Annotated in this window: 20 protein-coding genes and 3 pseudogenes; 10 read left to right on the top strand and 13 right to left on the bottom strand. The window is 64.8% G+C overall.

Annotated features, from left to right (window positions below):
- Nucleotides 1-234, bottom strand: coding sequence for a hypothetical protein (locus tag BRA1253DRAFT_RS09525; RefSeq protein ID WP_007593473.1), 234 nt, complete (start codon nt 232-234; stop codon nt 1-3).
- Between the two features lie 479 nt (nt 235-713).
- On the opposite strand from BRA1253DRAFT_RS09525, the gene BRA1253DRAFT_RS09535 reads away from it, so the two are divergent.
- From BRA1253DRAFT_RS09535 to fetB, 3 genes are read left to right on the top strand one after another with little or no spacing between them, the layout of a single operon-like run.
- Nucleotides 714-1,748: a Cj0069 family protein gene (locus BRA1253DRAFT_RS09535; RefSeq protein ID WP_007593476.1), complete on the top strand. Its 1,035-nt coding sequence runs from the start codon at nt 714-716 to the stop codon at nt 1,746-1,748.
- Between the two features lie 3 nt (nt 1,749-1,751).
- On the top strand, nt 1,752-2,348 hold the full coding sequence (locus tag BRA1253DRAFT_RS09540) for an ATP-binding cassette domain-containing protein (RefSeq protein ID WP_007593478.1): 597 nt from the start codon (nt 1,752-1,754) through the stop codon (nt 2,346-2,348).
- Nucleotides 2,345-3,145 carry an iron export ABC transporter permease subunit FetB gene (fetB, locus tag BRA1253DRAFT_RS09545; RefSeq protein ID WP_007593487.1) on the top strand — a complete coding sequence of 267 codons (801 nt, stop codon included), beginning with the start codon at nt 2,345-2,347 and terminating at the stop codon, nt 3,143-3,145. Before BRA1253DRAFT_RS09540 ends, fetB begins: the two co-directional genes overlap by 4 nt.
- A gap of 12 nt (nt 3,146-3,157) precedes the next feature.
- On the opposite strand, the pseudogene BRA1253DRAFT_RS09550 reads toward fetB, so the two are convergent.
- From BRA1253DRAFT_RS09550 to BRA1253DRAFT_RS09560, 3 genes and pseudogenes are all read right to left on the bottom strand, one after another.
- Nucleotides 3,158-4,338: pseudogene (locus BRA1253DRAFT_RS09550) on the bottom strand (MFS transporter).
- 112 nt (nt 4,339-4,450) lie between these two features.
- Complete coding sequence (locus BRA1253DRAFT_RS09555; protein WP_007593489.1) at nt 4,451-5,803, bottom strand: NAD(P)-binding domain-containing protein; 1,353 nt, start codon at nt 5,801-5,803, stop codon at nt 4,451-4,453.
- Between the two features lie 51 nt (nt 5,804-5,854).
- Nucleotides 5,855-6,172: a helix-turn-helix transcriptional regulator gene (locus tag BRA1253DRAFT_RS09560; protein ID WP_007593490.1), complete on the bottom strand. Its 318-nt coding sequence runs from the start codon at nt 6,170-6,172 to the stop codon at nt 5,855-5,857.
- Nucleotides 6,173-6,301: 129 nt separating this feature from the next.
- Here BRA1253DRAFT_RS09560 and BRA1253DRAFT_RS09565 point away from each other — a divergent pair, with 129 nt between their 5' ends.
- Genes BRA1253DRAFT_RS09565 through arsC form a run of 3 tightly spaced genes read left to right on the top strand, consistent with a single transcriptional unit; the run spans nt 6,302 to nt 7,759 of the window.
- On the top strand, nt 6,302-6,664 hold the full coding sequence (locus BRA1253DRAFT_RS09565) for a helix-turn-helix transcriptional regulator (protein ID WP_007593491.1): 363 nt from the start codon (nt 6,302-6,304) through the stop codon (nt 6,662-6,664).
- A complete protein-coding gene (locus BRA1253DRAFT_RS09570; protein WP_007593492.1) occupies nt 6,657-7,361 on the top strand; it encodes an MIP/aquaporin family protein in 705 nt (234 codons plus the stop codon). Before BRA1253DRAFT_RS09565 ends, BRA1253DRAFT_RS09570 begins: the two co-directional genes overlap by 8 nt.
- Nucleotides 7,358-7,759 (top strand): arsenate reductase (glutaredoxin), encoded by a 402-nt coding sequence (arsC, locus tag BRA1253DRAFT_RS09575; RefSeq protein WP_007593493.1) that lies wholly within the window; start codon nt 7,358-7,360, stop codon nt 7,757-7,759. The genes BRA1253DRAFT_RS09570 and arsC overlap by 4 nt, the downstream gene beginning before the upstream one ends.
- A 34-nt stretch (nt 7,760-7,793) precedes the next feature.
- On the opposite strand, the pseudogene BRA1253DRAFT_RS46170 reads toward arsC, so the two are convergent.
- From BRA1253DRAFT_RS46170 to BRA1253DRAFT_RS09595, 4 genes and pseudogenes are all read right to left on the bottom strand, one after another.
- Nucleotides 7,794-9,169: pseudogene (locus BRA1253DRAFT_RS46170) on the bottom strand (carbohydrate porin).
- Nucleotides 9,170-9,325: 156 nt separating this feature from the next.
- The gene (locus tag BRA1253DRAFT_RS09585) at nt 9,326-10,303 is read right to left on the bottom strand and encodes a tripartite tricarboxylate transporter substrate binding protein (protein ID WP_007593496.1); all 978 of its coding nucleotides are present in this window, start codon (nt 10,301-10,303) and stop codon (nt 9,326-9,328) included.
- Between the two features lie 75 nt (nt 10,304-10,378).
- Entirely contained in the window at nt 10,379-11,284 is a 906-nt protein-coding gene (locus BRA1253DRAFT_RS09590) for a VOC family protein (protein ID WP_007593498.1), read from the bottom strand.
- Between the two features lie 16 nt (nt 11,285-11,300).
- On the bottom strand, nt 11,301-12,293 hold the full coding sequence (locus BRA1253DRAFT_RS09595; protein WP_007593500.1) for a zinc-dependent alcohol dehydrogenase family protein: 993 nt from the start codon (nt 12,291-12,293) through the stop codon (nt 11,301-11,303).
- A 111-nt stretch (nt 12,294-12,404) separates the two neighbouring features.
- Between BRA1253DRAFT_RS09595 and BRA1253DRAFT_RS09600 the strand changes: the two genes are divergently transcribed.
- The 3 genes and pseudogenes from BRA1253DRAFT_RS09600 to BRA1253DRAFT_RS09610 all read left to right on the top strand — a co-directional run bounded on the left by BRA1253DRAFT_RS09600 (nt 12,405) and on the right by BRA1253DRAFT_RS09610 (nt 14,676).
- A complete protein-coding gene (locus BRA1253DRAFT_RS09600; protein ID WP_035995051.1) occupies nt 12,405-13,106 on the top strand; it encodes a GntR family transcriptional regulator in 702 nt (233 codons plus the stop codon).
- A 92-nt stretch (nt 13,107-13,198) separates the two neighbouring features.
- A complete protein-coding gene (locus BRA1253DRAFT_RS09605) occupies nt 13,199-14,062 on the top strand; it encodes a fumarylacetoacetate hydrolase family protein (protein WP_035995055.1) in 864 nt (287 codons plus the stop codon).
- A gap of 36 nt (nt 14,063-14,098) precedes the next feature.
- A pseudogene (locus BRA1253DRAFT_RS09610) lies at nt 14,099-14,676 on the top strand (amino acid synthesis family protein).
- A gap of 111 nt (nt 14,677-14,787) precedes the next feature.
- Here the strand turns inward: BRA1253DRAFT_RS09610 and BRA1253DRAFT_RS09615 are convergent.
- A complete protein-coding gene (locus tag BRA1253DRAFT_RS09615) occupies nt 14,788-15,549 on the bottom strand; it encodes a hypothetical protein (RefSeq protein ID WP_007593506.1) in 762 nt (253 codons plus the stop codon).
- A 15-nt stretch (nt 15,550-15,564) separates the two neighbouring features.
- Nucleotides 15,565-15,753 (bottom strand): hypothetical protein, encoded by a 189-nt coding sequence (locus BRA1253DRAFT_RS09620; RefSeq protein WP_007593508.1) that lies wholly within the window; start codon nt 15,751-15,753, stop codon nt 15,565-15,567.
- A 253-nt stretch (nt 15,754-16,006) separates the two neighbouring features.
- Here BRA1253DRAFT_RS09620 and BRA1253DRAFT_RS09625 point away from each other — a divergent pair, with 253 nt between their 5' ends.
- On the top strand, nt 16,007-16,993 hold the full coding sequence (locus BRA1253DRAFT_RS09625) for a DUF2336 domain-containing protein (protein WP_007593514.1): 987 nt from the start codon (nt 16,007-16,009) through the stop codon (nt 16,991-16,993).
- On the opposite strand, the gene BRA1253DRAFT_RS09630 is transcribed toward BRA1253DRAFT_RS09625, so the two are convergent.
- The 3 genes from BRA1253DRAFT_RS09630 to BRA1253DRAFT_RS09640 are packed head-to-tail and all read right to left on the bottom strand — an operon-like array spanning nt 16,990 to nt 20,026.
- A complete protein-coding gene (locus BRA1253DRAFT_RS09630; protein WP_007593522.1) occupies nt 16,990-17,334 on the bottom strand; it encodes a DUF1491 family protein in 345 nt (114 codons plus the stop codon). The two genes, BRA1253DRAFT_RS09625 and BRA1253DRAFT_RS09630, sit on opposite strands and share 4 nt — an antisense overlap.
- Nucleotides 17,335-17,391: 57 nt before the next feature.
- Entirely contained in the window at nt 17,392-18,102 is a 711-nt protein-coding gene (locus tag BRA1253DRAFT_RS09635) for a peptidoglycan-binding domain-containing protein (protein ID WP_007593524.1), read from the bottom strand.
- Nucleotides 18,095-20,026, bottom strand: a complete 1,932-nt coding sequence (locus BRA1253DRAFT_RS09640) for a PAS domain-containing sensor histidine kinase (RefSeq protein ID WP_088940909.1) — start codon at nt 20,024-20,026, stop codon at nt 18,095-18,097. The genes BRA1253DRAFT_RS09635 and BRA1253DRAFT_RS09640 overlap by 8 nt, the downstream gene beginning before the upstream one ends.
- Nucleotides 20,027-20,183: the final 157 nt, after the last annotated feature.

Genomic DNA, 20,183 nt, shown 5'->3' on the forward strand with positions numbered 1-20,183 from the left:
TTAGTTTCGCTCTTTGACCTGACCGCTGCTGTCGACGACCAGCGTCACCGCCTTGCCGTTCTTCACCGCCTTTGCGGTGATACCCTCGGCCGTCGACTTGATGTCGCTGACTTGCGCGTAGCCGGCCGCCTGGATCCTGGCGACGAGTTCCTCCTGCGTCAGAGCGTGCACGCTCGACAGCCCGCCCGCGACCGCAAGCAGCAGAACCGTGCGGAAGATTGTTCGTGTTCGCATGACCATTCTCCTGGTTTGTCCTGCCCCAGGTGAAGTCCGTTTCGCGATCTTGCCCTACGCGATACCCACACGGCGCAAGAGGCGGCGGGCATCGATGCGCACAGCGATGCGACCGGCGCGGACGCCGTGCCGAAAAGTCGAGCCGGTCTGACGGATGAAATCGGGGGTATATGATGACATGCTGCGCCCTTGGTGATCAGGACGCGATGCTTGGGCATGTCGCCTCACGGGGAGATCGCATATCCCCGAGCCCCAAGTAAAAGCCCCCGGGCGGGAGCTGTCAACCGGCGGGAGCTTCGGGCTGCCCACCAAAGCCGCCGGCGAACGTCACGAAGAATTCACTGCTCCGCGGAACCGCGCCAGCCACATCTTGAAACTCGCGGACGGCCCCGCTAGTGTCCTTTGCGTGGGGAAAAAGCAGACTCCCCGTGAGGCCTCGGTCCAAGCTCTGCGCAGCACGCCATTCGTGGAGCTTGCGCATGGACACCGAACGACACCCTTCTCACCAACACACCGTCGCCATCCTCTCACGCGGAGACGCTGCCGCGCGCCGCGACGCGACGGCACAAAACAGCCGCTTCGCGCAGCTTTTCGAAGCCCTCGCCGCCGTCGGTATCGCGGCGCGCCCGGCGATCTATGATGAAAGTTTCGCCGAGGACGTCCGTGAACAATTGCTCGGGGTGGACGGCGTGCTCGTCTGGGTCAACCCCATTCAAGACGGTCGAGATCGCGCTGGTCTCGACGCATTGCTGCGCGACGTCGCCGCACGCGGCGTGTGGGTCAGCGCTCATCCCGATGTCATCCTCAAGATGGGCACCAAGGAGGTTCTGTATCGTACCCGCTCGATGGGCTGGGGAAGCGACACCACTCTATATCAAACCGCTGCGGCGATGCGCGCCGAGTTACCGACGCGGCTCGCCGCCGGTCCGCGCGTGATCAAGCGCAACCGGGGCAATGGCGGCCAAGGCGTCTGGAAGGTCGAGAAGCTGCCGGCTTCTCCAATGATAAAGGTGCTGGACGCAACCAGGGATGGCTCCGAGGAACTGACGCTGGATGATTTTGTCCGCCGTTGCGCGGAGTATTTCGAAAATGGCAGCGTGGTCGATCAGCCATTCCAGCCTCGCTTGAGCGAAGGCGTGTTGCGTTGCTACATGGCGGGCGATCGCTGTGCCGGCTTCGGCTATCACAAGGTCAAGGCCCTGGTGGACTCGCCGGCCGCCCGTTCCGAGGCCGGACCACGGCTCTATGCGTCCAACGCAGACCCGCGCTTCCAGCGGCTGCGTCGGTTGATGGAGGACGAGTGGACGCCGCAGCTGACGTCGTTGCTGGATATTCCGCGACTTGACCTGCCTGCGATTTGGGACGCCGACTTCATGCTTGGCCCGGTCCGTCCCGACGGGACCGACAGCTATGTCCTCGGTGAGATCAATGTCAGCTCGGTGCATCCTTATCCGGACGAGGCGCCGGCGGAAATTGCAGTGCGGGTTGCCGATCGGCTCCGGCGCAAGCTTTGACACATGCTCACGGTCCGCGCGCTCAAGCGCTTGCACATCTCCGTTTCATTCGACTTGCAGGACGGCGAATGCGTCGCCCTGCAAGGGCCCTCTGGCGTAGGGAAGACCCAACTCCTTCGCTCGATCGCGGATCTCGATCCCAACGAAGGAATGGTCAAACTGGACGGAACGCTCAGGGAGGCGATGCCTGCCCCGGCCTGGCGCAAGCGAGTGACCTATCTCGCCGCCGAACCGGGCTGGTGGTCCGACATCGTGCAAGACCACTTCAGCGGCTGGGATGATGCCTTACCGTTGGTCACGAGACTGGGGTTGCCGCGCAGTTGCGGTCCCTGGCCGATCCAAAGACTTTCGACCGGCGAGCGACAACGGCTGGGGCTGGTGCGAGCGCTGATGCTGAGGTCGCGGGTTCTTCTCCTGGACGAGCCGACATCGGCCCTCGATTCGGCATCGACGGCGGCCGTTGAATCCTTGATCGCGGAACGCATTTCGAATGGAACGAGTGTCGTTTGGAGCACTCACGACAACGCTCAGGCCCGCCGCGTCGGGTCGCGGGTCTTTGTGATGAATGCCGACGGTGGAATCGAGGAAAATCGGCCGTGAGTTACATTCACTTGGCATACGGCGATTTGGTTCTGCCCGCGCTCCTTGTCGTCATGGATGGCGCGCTCTCGCTTGCTCTCCGCCTCAAGCTTGAAAAGCAGCTGGCCATCGCCACCGTGCGGATGGTGCTTCAGCTGATACTCGTCGGATACGTATTGACGTTCCTGTTTGCCGTGGTCTCGCCGCTCTGGACCGCCCTCGCCGCCGTCGCCATGGTTCTCTTCGCATCACGGGAAATCGTCGCTCGGCAAAAGCGACGCCTGCCGGGTATCTGGAGCTATGGCTTAGGGGCGGGATGCATGTTGCTCGCGGCCGGGACCGTCACGATGTTCGCGCTTCTGACGGAGCTACGCCCGGATCCGTGGTATCATCCGCGCTATGCGCTGCCATTGTTGGGCATGATCCTGGGCAACACCATGACGGGAATAAGCCTGGGCCTGGACGTGCTGACGAATAGCCTGGTCCGCGAACGAGCCGCCGTCGAAGCTTGCCTTGCTCTTGGCGGGACCCGCTATCAGGCGTTGCTGCCGGTCCTGCGGGACGCATTGAGAAGCGGCTTCACGCCAATCATGAACAGCATGGCCGCGATCGGCCTTGTCTCTTTGCCGGGGATGATGACCGGTCAAATCCTTGCAGGCGTCGAACCGATCGACGCCGTCAAGTATCAGCTCTTGATCATGTTCTTGATCGCCGGCGGAACGGGATTGGGAACTCTCGCCGCCGTGACGGGAGGCGCTCGCCTTCTCACCGATCATCGACATCGATTGCGCCTCGATCGAATTCTCACTGCCGAGTAGAATTGCGCGACCTCACGCCGATTGCGCCCGAACAGACTGGCCCTTCCGCGCCCACAGCAGCGCGAATGGACCCAACGCGATACCAGCCGCAAGGACAACGAACGCCAGCAGCCAGCCGGTGGCGCTCTGCGGGCCGCCGGCTGCGTCGAGCGCGGCGCCGGTGCCCCAGGCGCCGACGGCCGACAGGCCGAAGCCGACCGTCGAATGCAGGGCCAGGGTCGCGCCGCGATGTTCGGTTACGGCCGCGGCCGACATGCCGGCGGTCAACGCGCCGGAATCCGCCGGCACGGTCAGGCCATAGACGAGCAGCAGCAGTGCGAGCACCCATGCCGGCGCCGTCGTGTTGAGGCCGATAACTAGCGCCACGCAGGCCGACGCGATCATCACGACCGTGATCGCGCGATGGCGGCCGAATTTCAGCGCGGCCTCGTTGCCGAGGATGCTGGCCGGCATCGAGATCACCGCAAAGCAGAAGCTCAGCACGACGGGGCTCAACCACGACGGCGCACCTTGATGCGCGACGACGAAGGTCCAGAACCCGACCAGCCAGGTGCGGATGCCGTAGAGCTCGAAGCAATGGGCGCCGTAGCCGAAGATGTATCCGAGCGCCTCGCGGTTGGCGAAGACAGGCGCGAAGTTCAACAGACGTCCCGCCTTCGGCGCGGGCCGCTGCGCCTGCATCAGAAGGCACGCGACGACCATTGCGATAGGACCGAAGCCGGTGACAAGGAAAGCGGTCCGCCATCCCCAACGGTCGGCGATCACTTGCGCGACCAGGAACGAGAGGCCGACACCGACCGAGAAGCTCGACGTGTACAGCGTGACGGCGCGCGAGGTGTCGCCGGCCGGAAGCCGGTCTGTCAGCGCCTTCAGGCCGGGCATGTAGGCGCCGGCAAATCCAAGCCCTGCAAGCGACCAGATCGCGTCGCGGACCAGAATCCTTGCGCGAAGAGTCCGAACGCTGCGGTCGCCAGCCCGCTGACGATTGAGCCCCAGATCAGGACGAGCCGTGCGTCGATCCGGTCGGTCAACGTCGTCAGCACGGGCACGGCGAGCATGTAGCCGAACGCGTAACCGCTCGCCATCAAGCCGCCTTCGGCCGCCGACAGGCCCCACGCCGGCATCAGATGCTGCGCCAAGTTCGCGGAGAGCGTCACATGCGGCAGCAGATTGCCGACCTGGCCGATGCACATCACCGCGATCAGGGACCGGCCGCTCAGCTTACGAATGCTGTCCTCCCCCCAGCTCGACACGGCGCACCAACCACAATGGGCAACTCTCCGGCTTCTCCAGCAAGAACTAATGTCATGAACAACCGCACCCCGCGCCACCCGCCTTCTTCGCCGTTTCATCGGCGGCGCAGCAGGCCGACGGCTCTTCCTTCGCCGGCCCGCCGCAGCATCCCGCTGCGGCGCCCGACTCCACGCCGCCACGCGTGCAGACGCCGGTCTCCGGCAGCACGAGCTCCACCCTTGCGGCGGCTTTCTTGTCGCCGGCGAGATCGGCCGCAATCGAGCGCACCTGCTCATATCCTGTCATCATGAGAAAGGTCGGCGCGCGGCCATACGACTTCATGCCCGCCATGTAGAAGCCCGGCTCATCGTGCGCGAGCTCGCGCGCGCCGTGCGGGCGCACCGTGCCGCAGCTGTGCTCGTTGGGATCGATCAGCGGCGCGAGCGCGACCGGCGCCTCGATGGCGGGATCGAGCCGCAGGCGCAATTCGGACAGGAACGAAAAGTCGGGACGAAAGCCGGTCGAGACGATCAGCTCGTCGACGATCACGCTTCGCGTGCCGGCCGCGATCTCGAGGCGGCCTTCGGAGTCCGACAGTTGCGTGACGCTGAATTCGGTTTCGACCCTGATCTTCCCGGCGGCCACGCGCGCGGCGAAGGTGGAGCCGAGCTCTCCGCGTGCAGCGAGCTTGTCATTCCGGCCGCCGCCAAAAGACTTGGCGGGATCGGCGCCCCGCAACAGCCAGATCGCTTGCGTCCCCGGCACTTCCTCGGCGAGATGCACGAGATCGATCAGCGTGCCCACCGCGGAATGGCCGGCGCCGAGCACCGCAACAGTCTTCCCGGCATATCTGGCGCGGCCGGCACCACGGACATCGGGCATGCCATAGGCGATGTGGCCGGCGCATTCGCGCTCGCCGATCGCGGGCAGGCCATTAGCTCCGGCGGGATTGGGCGAGAACCATGTGCCTGATGTATCGATCACGGCATCCGCGCGCAGCGCATCAGGACCTTTGCCGTTCTGGTAGCGGATTTCGAAAGGCGCCTGCTCACGCCCCTTCGTCTTCGCCTTATCGAAGCCGACGCGGCTGATGGCCGAGACGCGGCTGGACGTCCGGATCACCTCGCGCAGTGGCGTTCGCGTCGCGAGCGGCGTCAGATATCGATCGAGCAGTTCGACACCAGTCGGATAGGAGCCCGGGTCCGGCGAATTCCATCCCGTCGGCGCCAGCAGGCGCGCCGCGGCCTTGTCGATGTTATATTCCCACGGTGAGAAGAGCTGGACCTGCTGCCACTGGCGCACCGCGTGCCCCGCTTCGGATCCTGCCTCCAGCACGAGGGGTGACATGCCACGCTCCAGGACGTGCGCAGCTGCTGCGAGGCCGACAGGCCCTGCCCCGACGATGGCGACCGTCTTAGCGTTCATTCGGCTTCTCCCATATTTCTAGAATCATCGAACAATATCAGCCAAAAAGGATCACGCCGCGGTTTGCGTCGTCTTGCATCCGACTTCGTCTGCGCAGCACTCCGCCGCCAGGAAATCGACCAGCCCCCGCATCGCGTCGAAGTTTGCGTGGCAGATCAGCGTGGTCGATTCCCGGACCTGACTGACGAGCCCGACCGAGACCAGGGTCTTGATGTGATGCGACAGCGTCGATGCCGGGATCTTCAGCTTGTCCTGCAACCGACCGACGGGCATGCCGGAGTGTCCGGCCCGGACCAGGGCACGATAAATCTGGAGTCGCGTCCGGTTGCCCAGGGCTTCAAGGCGTGCTGCTGCGTCATCGATCTTCATGCGTGCCACGATGTGCCGGCGGATGCCAAACTGTCAAACTATATTTCTGGAATGTTCGAAATACGGGCTGGGTCGCCCAGGGGGAATTCCGGATTGACGCGCTTCAATTACTTCCATAAATCTGGATATATGGAAACGGAAGAAGCTGGCCTCGCGCTCGCCGCCCTGGCCCAGTCGACCCGTCTGGAGGCCTTCCGCGCACTGGTCAGGCACGAGCCTGATGGTCTCGCTGCGGGCGATCTCGCACGGCTGTTGGAGGTCCCTCAGAACACGCTCTCGGCGCATTTGTCGATCCTGACGCGCGCGCGCCTCGTCACCTCGGAGCGGCACAGCCGTTCGATCGTCTACCGCGCCAACCTCACCGAATTCCGGAACGTCGCGGTCTTCCTGCTGCGGGATTGCTGCGGCGGGCGGCCGGAAGTTTGCGAGCCGGTCGTCGAAACCCTGCAAGCCTGCTGCAAGCCAAGACGCAAGGAGCGAAGCCGTGCCTGATCAATTCGATCTTCCGCGCCGCCTCGCGGCCGAGGCGCTCGGTACGGGCATTCTCGTCGCCACGGTGGTCGGCTCCGGCATCATGGCGGAGACGCTGACCAAGGATGTCGCGCTTGCGCTTCTCTGCAACACGTTGCCGACCGGCGCCATTCTGGTCGTCCTGATCACCGTGCTCGGACCGATCTCCGGCGCGCATTTCAATCCGGCGGTCACGCTGGTCTTCACCGGCAAGCGCGAGCTGCCGGTCAACGAGGCCGCACTTTACGTCGTCGCGCAGATCGCCGGCGGCATTGCGGGAACTATGGCGGCGCATCTGATGTTCGGACTGCCGCTGATCGATCTCTCGACGAAAATGCGAACCGGAGGACCGCAATGGTTCGCCGAAGCCGTCGCTGCTTTCGGTCTGGTCGTCACAATCCTGGCCGGCATCCGGTTTCAGCGGACTGCCGTCCCCTGGCTGGTCGGCCTGTACATCACGGCGGCCTATTGGTTCACGGCTTCGACCTCATTCGCCAATCCGGCAGTGGCCATCGCAAGGTCGCTGACAAACACGTTCTCGGGCATACGTCCCACCGACCTGCCCGGATTCATTCTCGCGGAGCTGTGCGGAGCCTTTGCCGGCATGCTGTTGATGAATTGGTTGCTCGGACGGCCCCAGGCGCAAGGCCCCATCCCAATCGCGGAGACTACCTCATGAGCGTCACGATCTATCACAACCCCGCCTGCGGCACCTCGCGCAACACGTTGGCGATGATCCGGCAGAGCGGCGTCGAACCCGTCGTGATCGAATATCTGAAGACGCCACCATCCCGCCAAACGCTTGTCGAGCTCATCAAGGCCCTGGGCATCTCCGCTCGCGCGCTGCTGCGCGAGAAAGGCACGCCCTACAAGGAGCTCGGCCTCGACGATCCCAAATGGTCCGACGACGAGCTGATCGACCAGATGCTCGCGCATCCCATCCTGATCAACCGTCCGATCGTGGTGACGCCCAAGGGCACACGCCTGTGTCGTCCCTCGGAAGCCGTCATCGATCTCCTGGACAACCCCGTCGGCCGGTTCGTGAAGGAGGATGGCGAGGTGGTCGAAGCGCGATGATTGCCGACATGGCCTCGCTCGCGTTTGCCTCGACTTAAAATTTCAGGGTCGTGCGCAATCCGAAAACCGAGGCATTTCGCAATGCCCTTCCCGGCAGCGGACTCGCCGGAGCCGTCGCGCCGCCACCGGGATGGACGATGTATTGAAAGTTCGGCTGAACGGTCCAGCCATCCTTGATCTGGTATTGATAGACGGCCGTGAGCAGCCCCTCGAAGCTTCGCACCGGCCAGCGCGGGTCGACCAACCTGGCATAATCGGCGTCGAGCGTCTGGGCCCGCTTTGAGACATGCGCATATCCGGCGGCAATGCCGAACTTGTCGTCGGGGCGCGCATTGCTAAGCCCGATCAGCTCGACGCCGCCATCTGCATAGACATCGACCAGATTACGGTCAGCCGGCGCGCCCGACACGCGTGCGAAAATGCCGATGCCCCGATCGTCGCTGTTCGGCACCCGATAAATCTGCTGCTCGAAGACCGCCCAGGCTCCAATATCGCCCGACAAGAGCCGTGGTTCCCCGCTGCTCGTTGGCGCGGCCAGCGAGACGCCGTTGGATGCGAAGCGCTGATCCCCGAACGATCCGAAATGACGCCAGCCACCGACCTTGAACTGGTCAAGTTCGGGTCACCCTTCCTGTTGTTCCAGGCATATTGAACCTGGCCGAGCAGAAGCGGCGGATCGTTGACCCGGAAATTGACGCCATACCGGTTACGCTCCTGCGGATCGCCGGGACCGGGACCGGCCTGGTCGCCGTCGAAAATCGCGCCAAGGATGGACAACTGCTCTGTCACGTTCCACAGGAGGCGCGCGCCCATGGCCGCCAAAGGCGGCGACGGCCCGCCGCTTGGCAAAGCAAGCGACGTGATCGCCGGCCAGCCCATCGAGGCGTTGGTGAAAACATCCGTGTACTTGGTATTGAAGAACTCGCTGTCGGCCGCCAGCTGTCCGAGCTTGAGCGATAGTTTCTTGTCGCCCCATTGCTTCTCGAAATAGGCCTCGTAGAGTCGCGTCGAGGGCAACGCTTCGATCCCGCTGACGACGAAGAAATTCTGCAGATTCGAGCGCGAGAGGCCGTCGCCGTGGATCTGAAACATGTTGGCGTGAAAGGTCAGCTTGTCGATGCCGACGAGCTTTTCGAAATCCAGATCGACGGCGAGATTGAGCCTGCCTTCGTAGACCGCACCTTTCTTCAGACCGCCGGTCGGATTTCCGAGCACCTCGCCGATATAGGTGGCCGCAAACTTCACCCCGTACTTTTGCCAGGGGTTCGGCAGCAGCCCGAGCGTTTTCTCCGCGACCGTGCTCTCGCCGGTGTCGGGATCGGCAGGCTTGTCGTCGTCGGTTTTCTTGTCTTCCTGAGCCACGGACTGGGCAGCCGCAACCAGGCAAGCCGCAACGATCAACGCCCGCATCGAATGCCTGATTGCTCTGGCGGCCACGCTCACCTCCCGAGCGATCAATGACGCACGCCGCAGCCCGACATTCAAGCCGGTCGTCGACCAATGTGAGCCGGCGCGGCAATCCTGTTCCCGCGCGCGGCACTATGTTCACTTCTATACTTTCGATCGTCAGATCTTCGGGATCTTCGCCCGCTCCACCACGCCGGTCCATTTGCTGATCTCGGTCTCGATCAGCGTCTTCATCTCCTGCGGCGAGCTGCCGCGAACCTCGCCGCCGACGGCGGTCTCCAGACGTTGCTTGAGGTCGGGATCCCTAAGAGCGTCCAACGTCGCCGCATTGAGTGCGGCCATGATGGCAGTCGGCGTTCCCTTCGGCGCCAGCAGGCCGGCCCAGGTGCGCACGTCATATCCCTTGATCTCGGCTTCCTGAACCGTCGGCACGTCGGGCAGCAATGCGGTGCGCGTCGGCGAGGTCACCGCCAGGCCGCGGATCGCACCGCCCTGGATCTGCGCGGCGAGCAGGACCGGGGTGCCGACGATCACCGGAACCTCTCCGCCGAGCAGCGCGGTGACCGCTTGAGAATCGCCGCGATAGGGCACGTGCACGATCTCGACGCCGGCGGCTGCGTTCAACAGCTCTCCTGCCAGATGATGCGTGCTGCCGAAACCGACCGATCCGAAGGAGAGCGCGCCCGGCTTCTGCTTTGCCATGGCGACGAGCTCGCCCAGCGATTTTGCCTGATAATCGCTACGCACGGCAATGACGAGCGCGTAATAGACCAGCGTCGAGATCATCTCGAAGCTCTCGGCCGGCTGGTAGGCGAGGCTCTTGTAGGTCGCCGCGGAAATCGCGTGGGCGCCGGTGACGAGCCCGAGCGTGTAGCCGTCGGGCGCCGCTTTCGCGATGGCATCCGCGGCGATGTTGCCGCCGGCACCGGGCTTGGCCTCGACGATGATCGGTTGTCCGAGCTTCTTCGAGAGCCCGTCGGCGATGATGCGCGACAGCGTGTCGGCCGCGCCGCCGGCGGCAAATCCATGCAGCAGCCGGATCGGGCGCGACGGATAATTGTCCGCCGACGCCGAAGTGATTGCTAAAAAACCGCCAAACAGAAAAATCGCCGCAGCAAGCCGCTTCATCCTTCGCATGGATGCGTCCTCCCTTTTGATTGTTCTATCGTTGGCCGCAGCGAGGCGGCGTTCTTCAAGTCGAGTTTGAATCCGCTAGCGGGCGAACTCCGTGCATTCAGGCGATGGCGGCATGCCCCAAACGTCGCGCGGCAGACCGACCCAGACTTTTGGCCGCTGCGGTCGATCGCGATGCCAGGGACGCGGCTCGAAATAGCCGAGCGCCTCGTCGGTCATGCGATCGAGGTCGAAGAACAGCTCGACCAGATGCCCGTCGGGATTGCGGTGATAGATCGCCGTGTTGTGGCCGGGGCCGTGACGTACCGGTCCCCAGAGCACCGGGAGCTTATGTCGGGCGAGATGGTCGCACGCCTGCTGCATGTGGGTCGGCCCCCGCAGCTCGAACGCGACATGATGCAGGCCGCGGCCGGGCCCGCGCGCGAAGTTCAGCGTGTGATGTTCATAGCCGCTGCGCATGAAGACGAAGCGGTCCTCGATCCAGTCGGAGACCCGCAGGCCCATCATGTTCGCGTAGAACTCCGAGGCGGCGCGCGGATCGGGCGTGCGAAGGGCGACATGGCCGAGCTTGGTGACGGCAAGCGCAGCGATCCGCTCCTGCGCGGGCGTCGGCGTCCAGCCCTGGATCAACTCGAAGCGCGTGCCTTCGGGATCGCTGAACGACAGCAGCCTGGAAACGCCAGGCAGGGGATCGCTCTGAAGTTCGGGCCGCAGATCGGCCTGCTTCAGCGCGGCGCCGAGCGCCTCGATCTGGACATCAGGCGATATCTCGAAGGCGATGCTCGTCAACGCCGCGTCGCCGGGTTCGATCACCAGCGAAAGCTGCTCGGCATCGTTGGCGAGGAAGATGCGGTTGCCGTCGCGGCCGACGAGGCCAAGACCGATCACGGCGCGGTAATAGTCGAGCAACCGCTCGGGATCGGGCGAGGCAAAGCTCGCGTGCCGCAGCCGGGTGAAGCGTGCAATGGGTGCTTGTGTCGTCATCGTGCAATCCACCCCCTCATGGCGTCATGATGATCTTGCCGAGCGCCGAGCCCTGCTCGAGCAGCGTGTGGGCCTGCCTGACCTCGTCGAGTTTCAGGACCGCCGAGATCGCCGGCTTGATCGCATTGCGGCTCAGCGCGTCGATCACGTTGCGCATGAGCGCGCGACGCTCGTTGCGATCGTGGTCGTAGATGTGGAATGAGAAGCAGCGTATCGCCGGGCAGATGTCGAGATGGTCGCGCATCGCCGCCATCAGGTTTTCCTCCGGCAATCCGGCGAAGGCGTTGTACGACAGCAGCGTCCCCCATTTGCCGAGCGCGCCGAGATAGCCGGTGAACTCGGGCCCACAGACGTGATCGAGCACGAGGCCAACGCCCTCGCCATTGGTCAGCTCGCGGGTCCGCGCCACCACGTCTTCGCGGCGGTAGTAGATGACATGATCGGCCCCGTTGCCCCGCGCAAATGCGGCCTTCTCTTCGGTGGAGACCGTGCCGATGACTTTCATCTGCGCGAGCTTGGCGAGCTGCACCAGCGCAGTGCCGACACCACCCGCCGCCCCGATCACCAGCACGCTCGCCGGTGCGCGCGGATGGCGGCACTCGTGCAGCAGCGCGTAGGCGACCTGGTAGTTCGACAGGCACACGGCCGCTTGCAGATCGACATTGTCGGGCAGCACATGAATGGCGTCCGCGGGCGCGACCACATAGTCGGCGTAGCAGCCGCCGCGCTGCGACAGGTCGCGTGCGCTCAGCAGTACCTTCTGGCCGATCGCAAACCCCTCGACGCCGGACCCGAGCGCGGCAATGCGGCCGGCGACGTCGTTGCCGGGATTGGCCGGCAGCGGCGGCATCCATTTGTAGACGCCACGCCGGATCAGCACATCGGGCTGCCCCACGCCGAACGCTTCGGCGCGGATCTGCACCTCGCCGGGTCCCGGCATAGGCACCGGAAGCTCGACCAGTTCGAGTGCATCCGGTCCACCCGGCTGACGCACCAGCACCGCTCGCATGATGTCACACCCCTCCCAAGCCGTATTTTCGAAAATCATATCGTTTACGAAAATTATTGCAAGATGGTCGTTGGCGCGGCATGTTGAGCCATCGATTCAATGACAGAGACCATGTCCGAAAGCGCCATTCGCCCCCGCAAGGAATTCGGCAAGACCGTTGCCGCCGACATCACCCATCGGCTGCGCGAGGAGATCATTGCCTGCGGCCTGGCGCCGGGCGAGCCGCTGCGATTCGACGTCCTGCGCGAACGATTCGGCGTCAGTTTCACGACGCTGCGCGAGGCACTGACGGCGCTTACCGCCGAAGGTCTGGTCGACGCGCAGGAGCAGCGTGGATTTCGCGTGGCCCCCGTCAGCCGCCAGGATCTGGTGGAGGTCACCGATGCGCGGGTGCTGATCGAGGTGGAATTGATCCGCCGCGCCATCGAGCGGGGCGACGACGATTGGGAAATCGCCGTCATCTCGACCCTGCACAGATTGAAGCGCATCGAGCAGCGCGATCCCGAGCATCCGTTGCGCGATCCCGAATGGAAGATCGCCCACCGCCAATTCCACCAGGCCCTGGTGTCCGCCTGCGGCTCCGCGACACTCCTCGCCATTCGCGGCGATCTGTTCGATCGCGCCGAGCGCTATCGGCATCTGTCGGCCAATTTCCGGCCGCGTCCGCGCGACAAGGCCGGCGAGCACCAGGCGATCATGCAGGCCGCGATCTCGCGCAATCCGGATCTCGCGGTGCAGCTGATCGAGACGCATATCCGCACCACGGCTGACAACGTCGCGACCTACGCCGGGCACCTGCTCGACACCGAATAGGCGGCACGCTTTTTATCACCGTGGGCTTGCGTTTCACCACATTTTCGAAAATAATGAGCAAGATCGAAAATGCCAACCTTTGGGGCGAGACCATGAAGCTGCTGTCATTCTTGGACGGAAATCGGGAAAGCTGGGGCGCCGTTGTCGAAAATGGCGTCGTGGATCTCGGCCGCGCCCTGCCCCAATACCCTGTTCTCGCGGACTTCCTCGGCAGCGACGACTATGCGCGGCGCGAGGCCATCGTCGCCGGGCACAAGCCCACGATGGCGCTAAGCGACGTCAAATACCTGCCGGTGATCCCGCGTCCAGAGAAGATCGTCTGCGCGGTGCGCAATTATCTCGACCACCACAATGAAGCCGTGGCGTTCGGGATGAAGCGCGAGATCACGGAATTTCCACCGATCTTCCTCCGGGTCTGGCGCTCCCAGGTCGCGCACAACGCGCCGGTAGTCCGGCCAAAAGTCTCGGACAATTTCGACTGGGAGGGCGAGCTGGCCGTCGTCATCGGCAAGGGTGGCCGTCACATCAGCCAGGCCGACGCCTGGGATCACGTGGCGGGCTATTCGATCTACAACGACGTCAGCGTGCGTGACTGGCAGCGTCACGCCCAGCAGATCGCCTCCGGCAAGAACTTCGTCGGCACCGGCCCGTTCGGTCCCTGGCTGGTCACGCCGGACGAGATCGGCGATCCCACCAAATTGAAGCTCGAGACGCGCGTCAACGGTGCGGTGGTGCAATCCTCCGACACCTCGATGCTGATCTTCTCGATCCCGCGGCTGATCGAGTACAGCTCGACCATCTTCGACCTCGTCCCCGGCGACGTCATCGCCACCGGCACGCCGGCCGGCGTGGGCTTCACCCGCAAGCCGCCGGTCTTCCTCAAGCCCGGCGACGTGGTCGAGGTCGAGATCGAGAACATCGGCGTGCTGCGCAATCCCGTCGTCGACGAAGCCTAGAGTCAGCGCATGTCCTCCCAAGAGGTGGTTCAAGACATGTCCCATGACATCCGCAAGACCGCGCTCAGCGTCGAGACCATCTGGCACGAACGCGGTCCCCGGCTGGAGATGCCGCTGCTGGTCGGGACGGCCATTGCGGTCATCCGCAATCCCTTCGCGGGCCGCTTCGAACCCGACCTGATGCCGTTTCAGGCATCCTTGCGCGAGCTCGGGCGAGAACTCGCAACACGGCTGATCGCGCAGCTCGGCGGTGCCGCGCAGATCGAAGCCTATGGCAAGGGCATCATCGTCGGCGAGGATGGCGAGCTCGAGCACGGCGCGGTCTGGCACGAGGCCGGCGGCCAGGGCATGCGCGAGGTGCTCGGTCAGCCCAAGGCGATCGTTCCGGCGGCGAAGACCATCGGCGGCCGGGCACGCGGCTCATGGTTCCGCTCGGGCACATTCACGCCGCCTATGTCCGCAGCCATTTCGGCACCGCGGAGATGACGCTGTGGGATTCACCACGGCGCGACGAGATCGCCTTCGGGCTCGTGATGGCGACCGGCGGCCGGCCTCACGCGCGCATCGGCGGCCTTGCGGCATCCGCGATCTCCGTGCACGACGGACAGCGCTGACGGGCGCACGATGCGCTGAAGGATTTTGTCGGGAACCTGCCGAAGCAGCGCGCTTGACCGACGCAATCAAGCGCCGGCGCGCTGCCGTAAAATGATCGACCCTTGAAACGATCAGCCCTTGGAGACGACCGCGCGGCCGTAGGGCGGCTGGCCCGCGACCGGCGGGTTGGCGGTCTGGGCGGCGAGTTCGCCGATGAGGCGGTCGGCATCGGCGGCCATGCCGTCGGGCGCCTGGATCACCAGCCGCTCCAGACCCCAGCGATAGGACGAGACGCGCTGCTCGAGGCACTGCTGCACCCACTGGATGATCAGCGAATTCTCCTGCATGCGCTCGATCGCGTCCTCTTTCTCCTGCGGCGAGAGGGAAGAGACACGCGCCATGCTGGCATTGCGCTTCTTGTCGAGGTCGATGACGCGGATCGCGGAGGCGAAGAACGGCTCGAAGCGGGTGATGTCGTTGCGCACGTCCTCCATCAGCTGCGTATAGCGCGAAGAATGCGAACGGTGCGGCTCGTCGATCAGCGTGCGACCGTACATGGTGCGGTCGAACACGATCTTTTGCCGCCAGGGCGAGGGCAGCGCCTTGTAGTCGCCGAACACGCTCTTCCAGGCGGGCCGCGACAATGGCGGCTCTATCAGGGGATAGGCGAGGTCGCGAAGCTGGCGCTCCTCGTCAGTGAGCTGGAATTGGGATGGCTTCAGGCCAACGCTGGAGGTGACTTCCGCGCCCAGCCAGCGATGCATGTCGTCGCTGCGCATGTCGGCGCGGGTGCGGCCGAAATCGCCGCCGCTACAGGCGGCAAGCGTCGCACCCAGCAGTGCGAGCATGATGGCCGTTACGACGGGCCGGATCTGGCGGAGGTTCTCCGGCATTGCAAAGGCCGAAGGCTAACGGCGACGACGACGGCGCCCCGGCGCTGTGCCCTGCTCCGGCCCGTGATCGCCGCTTGGCTCGTCGCTCTCGCGCTCGATGCGGATCACGGGAAGGATCAAAATCGTGCCCATGTCCGCGCGCGGAGCCACGTCCCCCGACGCGCTCACCCGGCGACCGGCCGGAAATTCGATGATGGTCCCCATATCAGCTCTCTTCAATTGCCGCGCGACCCGGCGCGCCTCTGCAACATGCATTCATTAAGATCAGTTCATGGTTAACGGGGTGTAAACGTGCCGGCGGGACCGTAACCGCACGGGCGCGACCCGCCGTCCCGTTGCGGCACGAGAACGCTTCAAAGCAAGCGTTCGGCTTCACGCCTCGTTTTCCTTAACGAGCCTTTAAAGGAGCCCGCGATAGGCTGGCGGCGAGTATCTCTTCCAGGTCGCGTATCTCTCCATGACCAAGTCGTTGTTTCCAGGATTCGACGGGCTGATGACCCTCTCCCGTCGCGAAGGCGTCGATGTTCGTCCGACACTGCTGCGCGTGCTGACCGACCTCTATGTCCAGTCGAGCACCCATAGCGACGACGAGCAGCGCCAGTTCGTCGAGCTCGCCACACGACTGATCGACCAGGTCGACGACGCGACGCGCGCAGCGGTCAAGGCCCGGCTTGCGATCTATCCGTCGACGCCCGCCCCGATCATGCAGAAGCTCGGACTGTCAGCCGCGCAGGAGGGCCGCAGGGTTCCGCTCGCGCGCGAAATCCAGGCGCCCGCCTCTGCCCCCCCTCCTGCCCCCTTGCCGGTTCGCACGCCAACCGACGCCGAGCTGCGCATGGCCTCGAACATGGCGATGCAGCCAAAGGACGCGGCCGATATCTACGACATGTTCTTCCGCGCCGGCGCCTCCGAGCGCGCGCTGATCCTGCACAATCTGGCGGAGACCCCGCTGAAGGCCGCGCCGCGGATTCCGACCGTGCGCGCCAAGCGCGCAATCCAGATCCTCGAGATGGCGGCGATCGCGGGCGATGTCGAGAATTTCGCCTTCGAGCTCGGCGACAGCCTGATCCTGCCCTCGCGCGTCGCAGCCCAGATCGTCGACGATGCAAGCGGCGAAGCGCTCGCGGTCGCCGCGCGCGCGCTCGACATGCCGAGCCCGGTGTTCCAGCGCATCCTGCTGTTCTTCAAGCCGGAGATCGGCAACTCCGTGACCGACGTGTACCGGCTGTCGCGTCTTTACGATCGCCTCAGCGACCGCGCGGCGCTGGTGATGCTGGCCGCCTGGCGCGGCTCGACGCTCGCCGTCACCCGCGCAAAGTACCAGCCGTCGCTGCATGACAGCGAGCGCCAGCGCGCGCGTGCGGGCGCAAGCCAGACACGCCCGGGCGTGCAGCCCGGCTCCGCGCCCGCGGTGCGGACGGGGACTGACGGATCGGATCGTTAGGTCTTCGCCAATTCGAGGAAATGCCGCCCGGCGCGGTCTTCGGTCTCGACGATCCAGATGTCGGAATCGAAGCGGATCTCTTTGGTCAGGCGCTCCTCCACCGCGGGCTCCGGCATCGGCTGCGGCGCAAACGGCACGAAGAAGCGATCGACCGGCCGGCCGTCGTCATAAGAGGTCTGCGGCGCCGGCACATAGAGCATCGCATTGCCGTCAAGCAGCGAGATCTTCACGAACACCGCACCCGCCTCCTCCGCACCGCGACGACGCACCGCGCCGTACACGCCCTCGGTCTGGCACCGGCGCAGATAGGCTGAGACCCAGATGTTCGATTTCAAACGCATGGTGGCCACGATAGGACAGCGCTGCAATCAGCACCAGCCTTCGCACAACAGCAACGACTATTCGACGGGGTGGCCGATCGCGGCGCCGAGCTCGCGGAGCAGGCGGTCGGACAGCTGGCCGGTGACCTGCATCTTGTGCTCGCGCTCGAATTTCTGGATCGCGGACTGGGTCTCGCCACCCATCGCGCCCGTGATCTTCAAGTTCCCGTAGCCATATTCGGACAGCGCGCGCTGCACGCCGGCGATGCGCCGCGCCGCCGCGCTCTGCTGCACGGGGATCGGCGCCGGCGGACGCGCAACGGAGGGCGGCGCCGAAATCGTTTGCTTGACCAGATTGGTCATGGGATCGCCTGAGCGCGGCGTCGATGCGGTCGCCTCGACAGGCCTCTCCGGCGGCTTGTCCGCAGGTCTGGGCTCGGCAGGTCTGGGCTCGGCACGAAACTCCGTCGCTCTCGGCTCGAGCGGCGAGGTATCGGCCCCGACCGGACGCGAACGGGGCAAGGGGTTCGACAGCGGCAGGGACGAGGGCGCGGGAAGATTGATCACGGTGCCGAACATCGGCGCCGGATGCCGCCCGGTCTGGAGGAACAGCGCGTTGGCAACGATCGCGCCGATAGCGGCCACGGCGACGAAACCGGCGAGCGTATCCTTGGGGCTATGCAGCAGCACGCGCAGCACGAGATTGCGCTCGGTCTCGACATCGATGACTGCGACCTTGGCGCCACGGCGGCGCGGCGCGGCTTGGTCCTTGGCAGACTTCTTAGGCACTTTTCTTCACCAGAGCGGGTTGGTCCTGAACTTGGTCGTGAGGATGGTCCTGCAGTTCCTGGTGCTGAAGTTCCTGGCGCAGCACCGGCGTCAAGGTCGCGATCTTGCTCTCGCTCGCCTTGCTGTCGGACATCTTGGCCTCAGAAATCTTGGTATCAGAAGTTTTGGCCTGCGGCGTGTAGACGAGCGGCAGCTTGACGGTGACGGCAGTTCCCTCGCCGAGCCTGCTTTGTACCGTCAATTCGCCGAGATGCAACGCCACCAGGCTCTTGACGATCGAAAGTCCGAGGCCGGTGCCTTCGTGACGACGCTGATAGGTTTTTCCGGCCTGGAAGAATGGCGCGCCGATGCGCTTGAGATCGTCAGGTGCGATGCCGATTCCGGTGTCGCTGACGCGTAGCGCAAGCTGCGAGCCCGAGACCGCCGCTGTTACAGTGACCTGACCGCCGCGCTCGGTGAACTTGACGGCGTTGGCGACGAGGTTGAGCACGATCTGCTTGAAAGCGCGCGGATCGCCGGTCATCACAGGCAGGTCCTGCGGCGCATCGGTGACGAGATCGACGCCGTTCTCCCGCGCCTTCAGCGCCAGCAGATTGCAGCAGTGCATCAATGATGCACGCGGCGCGAACGGTTCCGACGCCATCTCGAAATTACCCGATTCCATCTTGGACATGTCCAGGATGCCGTTGACGACCGAGAGCAGATGCTTGCCGGAATCGTTGATGAGCTGGGCGTATTCCCTCCGCTGGGCTGCGCCCAGCATCAAGGTCTGCTCCTGCGTGATCATCTCGGAGAAGCCGATGATGGCGTTGAGCGGCGTGCGCAGCTCATGGCTCATGGTGGCAAGGAAGCGCGTCTTGGCGGCGTCGGCCGCCTCTGCAGCGCTGCGCGCCTGATCGAACGCCTGCTCTCCGAGCTTGCGGTCGGTGACATCGCGCATCACGGCGACAACATCGGCCTCGCGCGTGGTATCACGGCCCATATCCTGATCGAGCGGGCGGCAGCGCATCTCGACCCAGATGAAATCAACCTGGCCGCGCTCCGAGCCGGCACGCTCCCGGCGCAACCGGAACTCGACGCTGCGCACCTCGCCGCGCGCGGCATCGGACAGCGCCGTCAGATACGCCGGGCGATCGGCGACATGGACGCGATCGAACAGGCCGTGGCCGAGCAGTTGCGCGACGGGCACACCGAGCATGGCTTCCACCGCCGGTGAAATGAACTGCACCGCGCCGTTGCGCTGATGCCGCGAGATGACGTCGCTCATATTCCGCGCCAGGAGACGGTAACGCTCTTCCTCACGCGACAGCAGCGCAACGCTGGTGCGCGCGAGCGATTCCGCACCGAAGGCCAGACCTGCCGCATAGAGCGTCGCCGAGGCGACGCCGAACGCCATCAGCACGCCGCGTTCCGCAGCGCTGGTGTCGCCAATCGACAGCCAGCCGAGCTGGCTGACGAGGATGAGAATGCCGGCGCAGGACAGCGCCAGCAGCGAGGCAAAGGCCGCGACGCGGCGCGAGGCCGACAGCGCAGCTTCGAGGGGAACCACGACCAGCCAGATCGCGGCGAACGATTCGATGCCGCCGGTCGTCACCGCCACCGCCATGATCAGGCCCGACAGCGCCAGCGACGACAGCACATGCGCGCCTTCGTAACGGCCGGTGCGCGACAGGAACCAGGACAACAGGATCGGCGCAATCAGCCAGGCGAAGGCCGCGACCTCGATCGCGCTCGGCGCGCCGCGCATGGCGAGATAGACCGGGAATGCGGCAAAGGCGGCCAGGCTGCCGAGCAGCCGCGGGGCCATGAAGGCACGATGGCGCGCTCGCGTCAGCGCGTCGTAACGCGCGGAGGGATGCAGCAGCGCATCGAGACAATCGCGGATGATACTCAAAACTGTCACGGGTCTCGCGCTTCGGCTCATTCGTCGGGAAGACGCGCCGGAACGCCTCCTTATCGTTGAGCCACCGTGTCAGAGCGACCTTAAACGAACACTAAGGCAGCGCGGCGCGCCGCCAGACACCGCGTCATCGCAGGGCTTTTTAGACGATTTGACGACGTCATCAGCGGGGATGGTGAAC

Source organism: Bradyrhizobium sp. WSM1253, assembly GCF_000244935.1.
Classification (GTDB): domain Bacteria; phylum Pseudomonadota; class Alphaproteobacteria; order Rhizobiales; family Xanthobacteraceae; genus Bradyrhizobium; species Bradyrhizobium canariense.

Coding starts and splice junctions, on each gene's coding strand:
- BRA1253DRAFT_RS09625 (WP_007593514.1), top strand. CDS start 16,007: ATGACCAAGTCGTTGTTTCCAGGATTCGACGGGCTGATGACCCTCTCC.
- BRA1253DRAFT_RS09535 (WP_007593476.1), top strand. CDS start 714: ATGGACACCGAACGACACCCTTCTCACCAACACACCGTCGCCATCCTC.
- BRA1253DRAFT_RS09555 (WP_007593489.1), bottom strand. CDS start 5,803: ATGAACGCTAAGACGGTCGCCATCGTCGGGGCAGGGCCTGTCGGCCTC.
- BRA1253DRAFT_RS09560 (WP_007593490.1), bottom strand. CDS start 6,172: ATGAAGATCGATGACGCAGCAGCACGCCTTGAAGCCCTGGGCAACCGG.
- BRA1253DRAFT_RS09630 (WP_007593522.1), bottom strand. CDS start 17,334: ATGCGTTTGAAATCGAACATCTGGGTCTCAGCCTATCTGCGCCGGTGC.
- BRA1253DRAFT_RS09605 (WP_035995055.1), top strand. CDS start 13,199: ATGAAGCTGCTGTCATTCTTGGACGGAAATCGGGAAAGCTGGGGCGCC.
- arsC (WP_007593493.1), top strand. CDS start 7,358: ATGAGCGTCACGATCTATCACAACCCCGCCTGCGGCACCTCGCGCAAC.
- BRA1253DRAFT_RS09525 (WP_007593473.1), bottom strand. CDS start 234: ATGCGAACACGAACAATCTTCCGCACGGTTCTGCTGCTTGCGGTCGCG.
- BRA1253DRAFT_RS09600 (WP_035995051.1), top strand. CDS start 12,405: ATGTCCGAAAGCGCCATTCGCCCCCGCAAGGAATTCGGCAAGACCGTT.
- BRA1253DRAFT_RS09565 (WP_007593491.1), top strand. CDS start 6,302: ATGGAAACGGAAGAAGCTGGCCTCGCGCTCGCCGCCCTGGCCCAGTCG.
- BRA1253DRAFT_RS09595 (WP_007593500.1), bottom strand. CDS start 12,293: ATGCGAGCGGTGCTGGTGCGTCAGCCGGGTGGACCGGATGCACTCGAA.
- BRA1253DRAFT_RS09640 (WP_088940909.1), bottom strand. CDS start 20,026: ATGAGCCGAAGCGCGAGACCCGTGACAGTTTTGAGTATCATCCGCGAT.
- BRA1253DRAFT_RS09615 (WP_007593506.1), bottom strand. CDS start 15,549: ATGCCGGAGAACCTCCGCCAGATCCGGCCCGTCGTAACGGCCATCATG.
- BRA1253DRAFT_RS09620 (WP_007593508.1), bottom strand. CDS start 15,753: ATGGGGACCATCATCGAATTTCCGGCCGGTCGCCGGGTGAGCGCGTCG.
- BRA1253DRAFT_RS09585 (WP_007593496.1), bottom strand. CDS start 10,303: ATGCGAAGGATGAAGCGGCTTGCTGCGGCGATTTTTCTGTTTGGCGGT.
- BRA1253DRAFT_RS09540 (WP_007593478.1), top strand. CDS start 1,752: ATGCTCACGGTCCGCGCGCTCAAGCGCTTGCACATCTCCGTTTCATTC.
- BRA1253DRAFT_RS09590 (WP_007593498.1), bottom strand. CDS start 11,284: ATGACGACACAAGCACCCATTGCACGCTTCACCCGGCTGCGGCACGCG.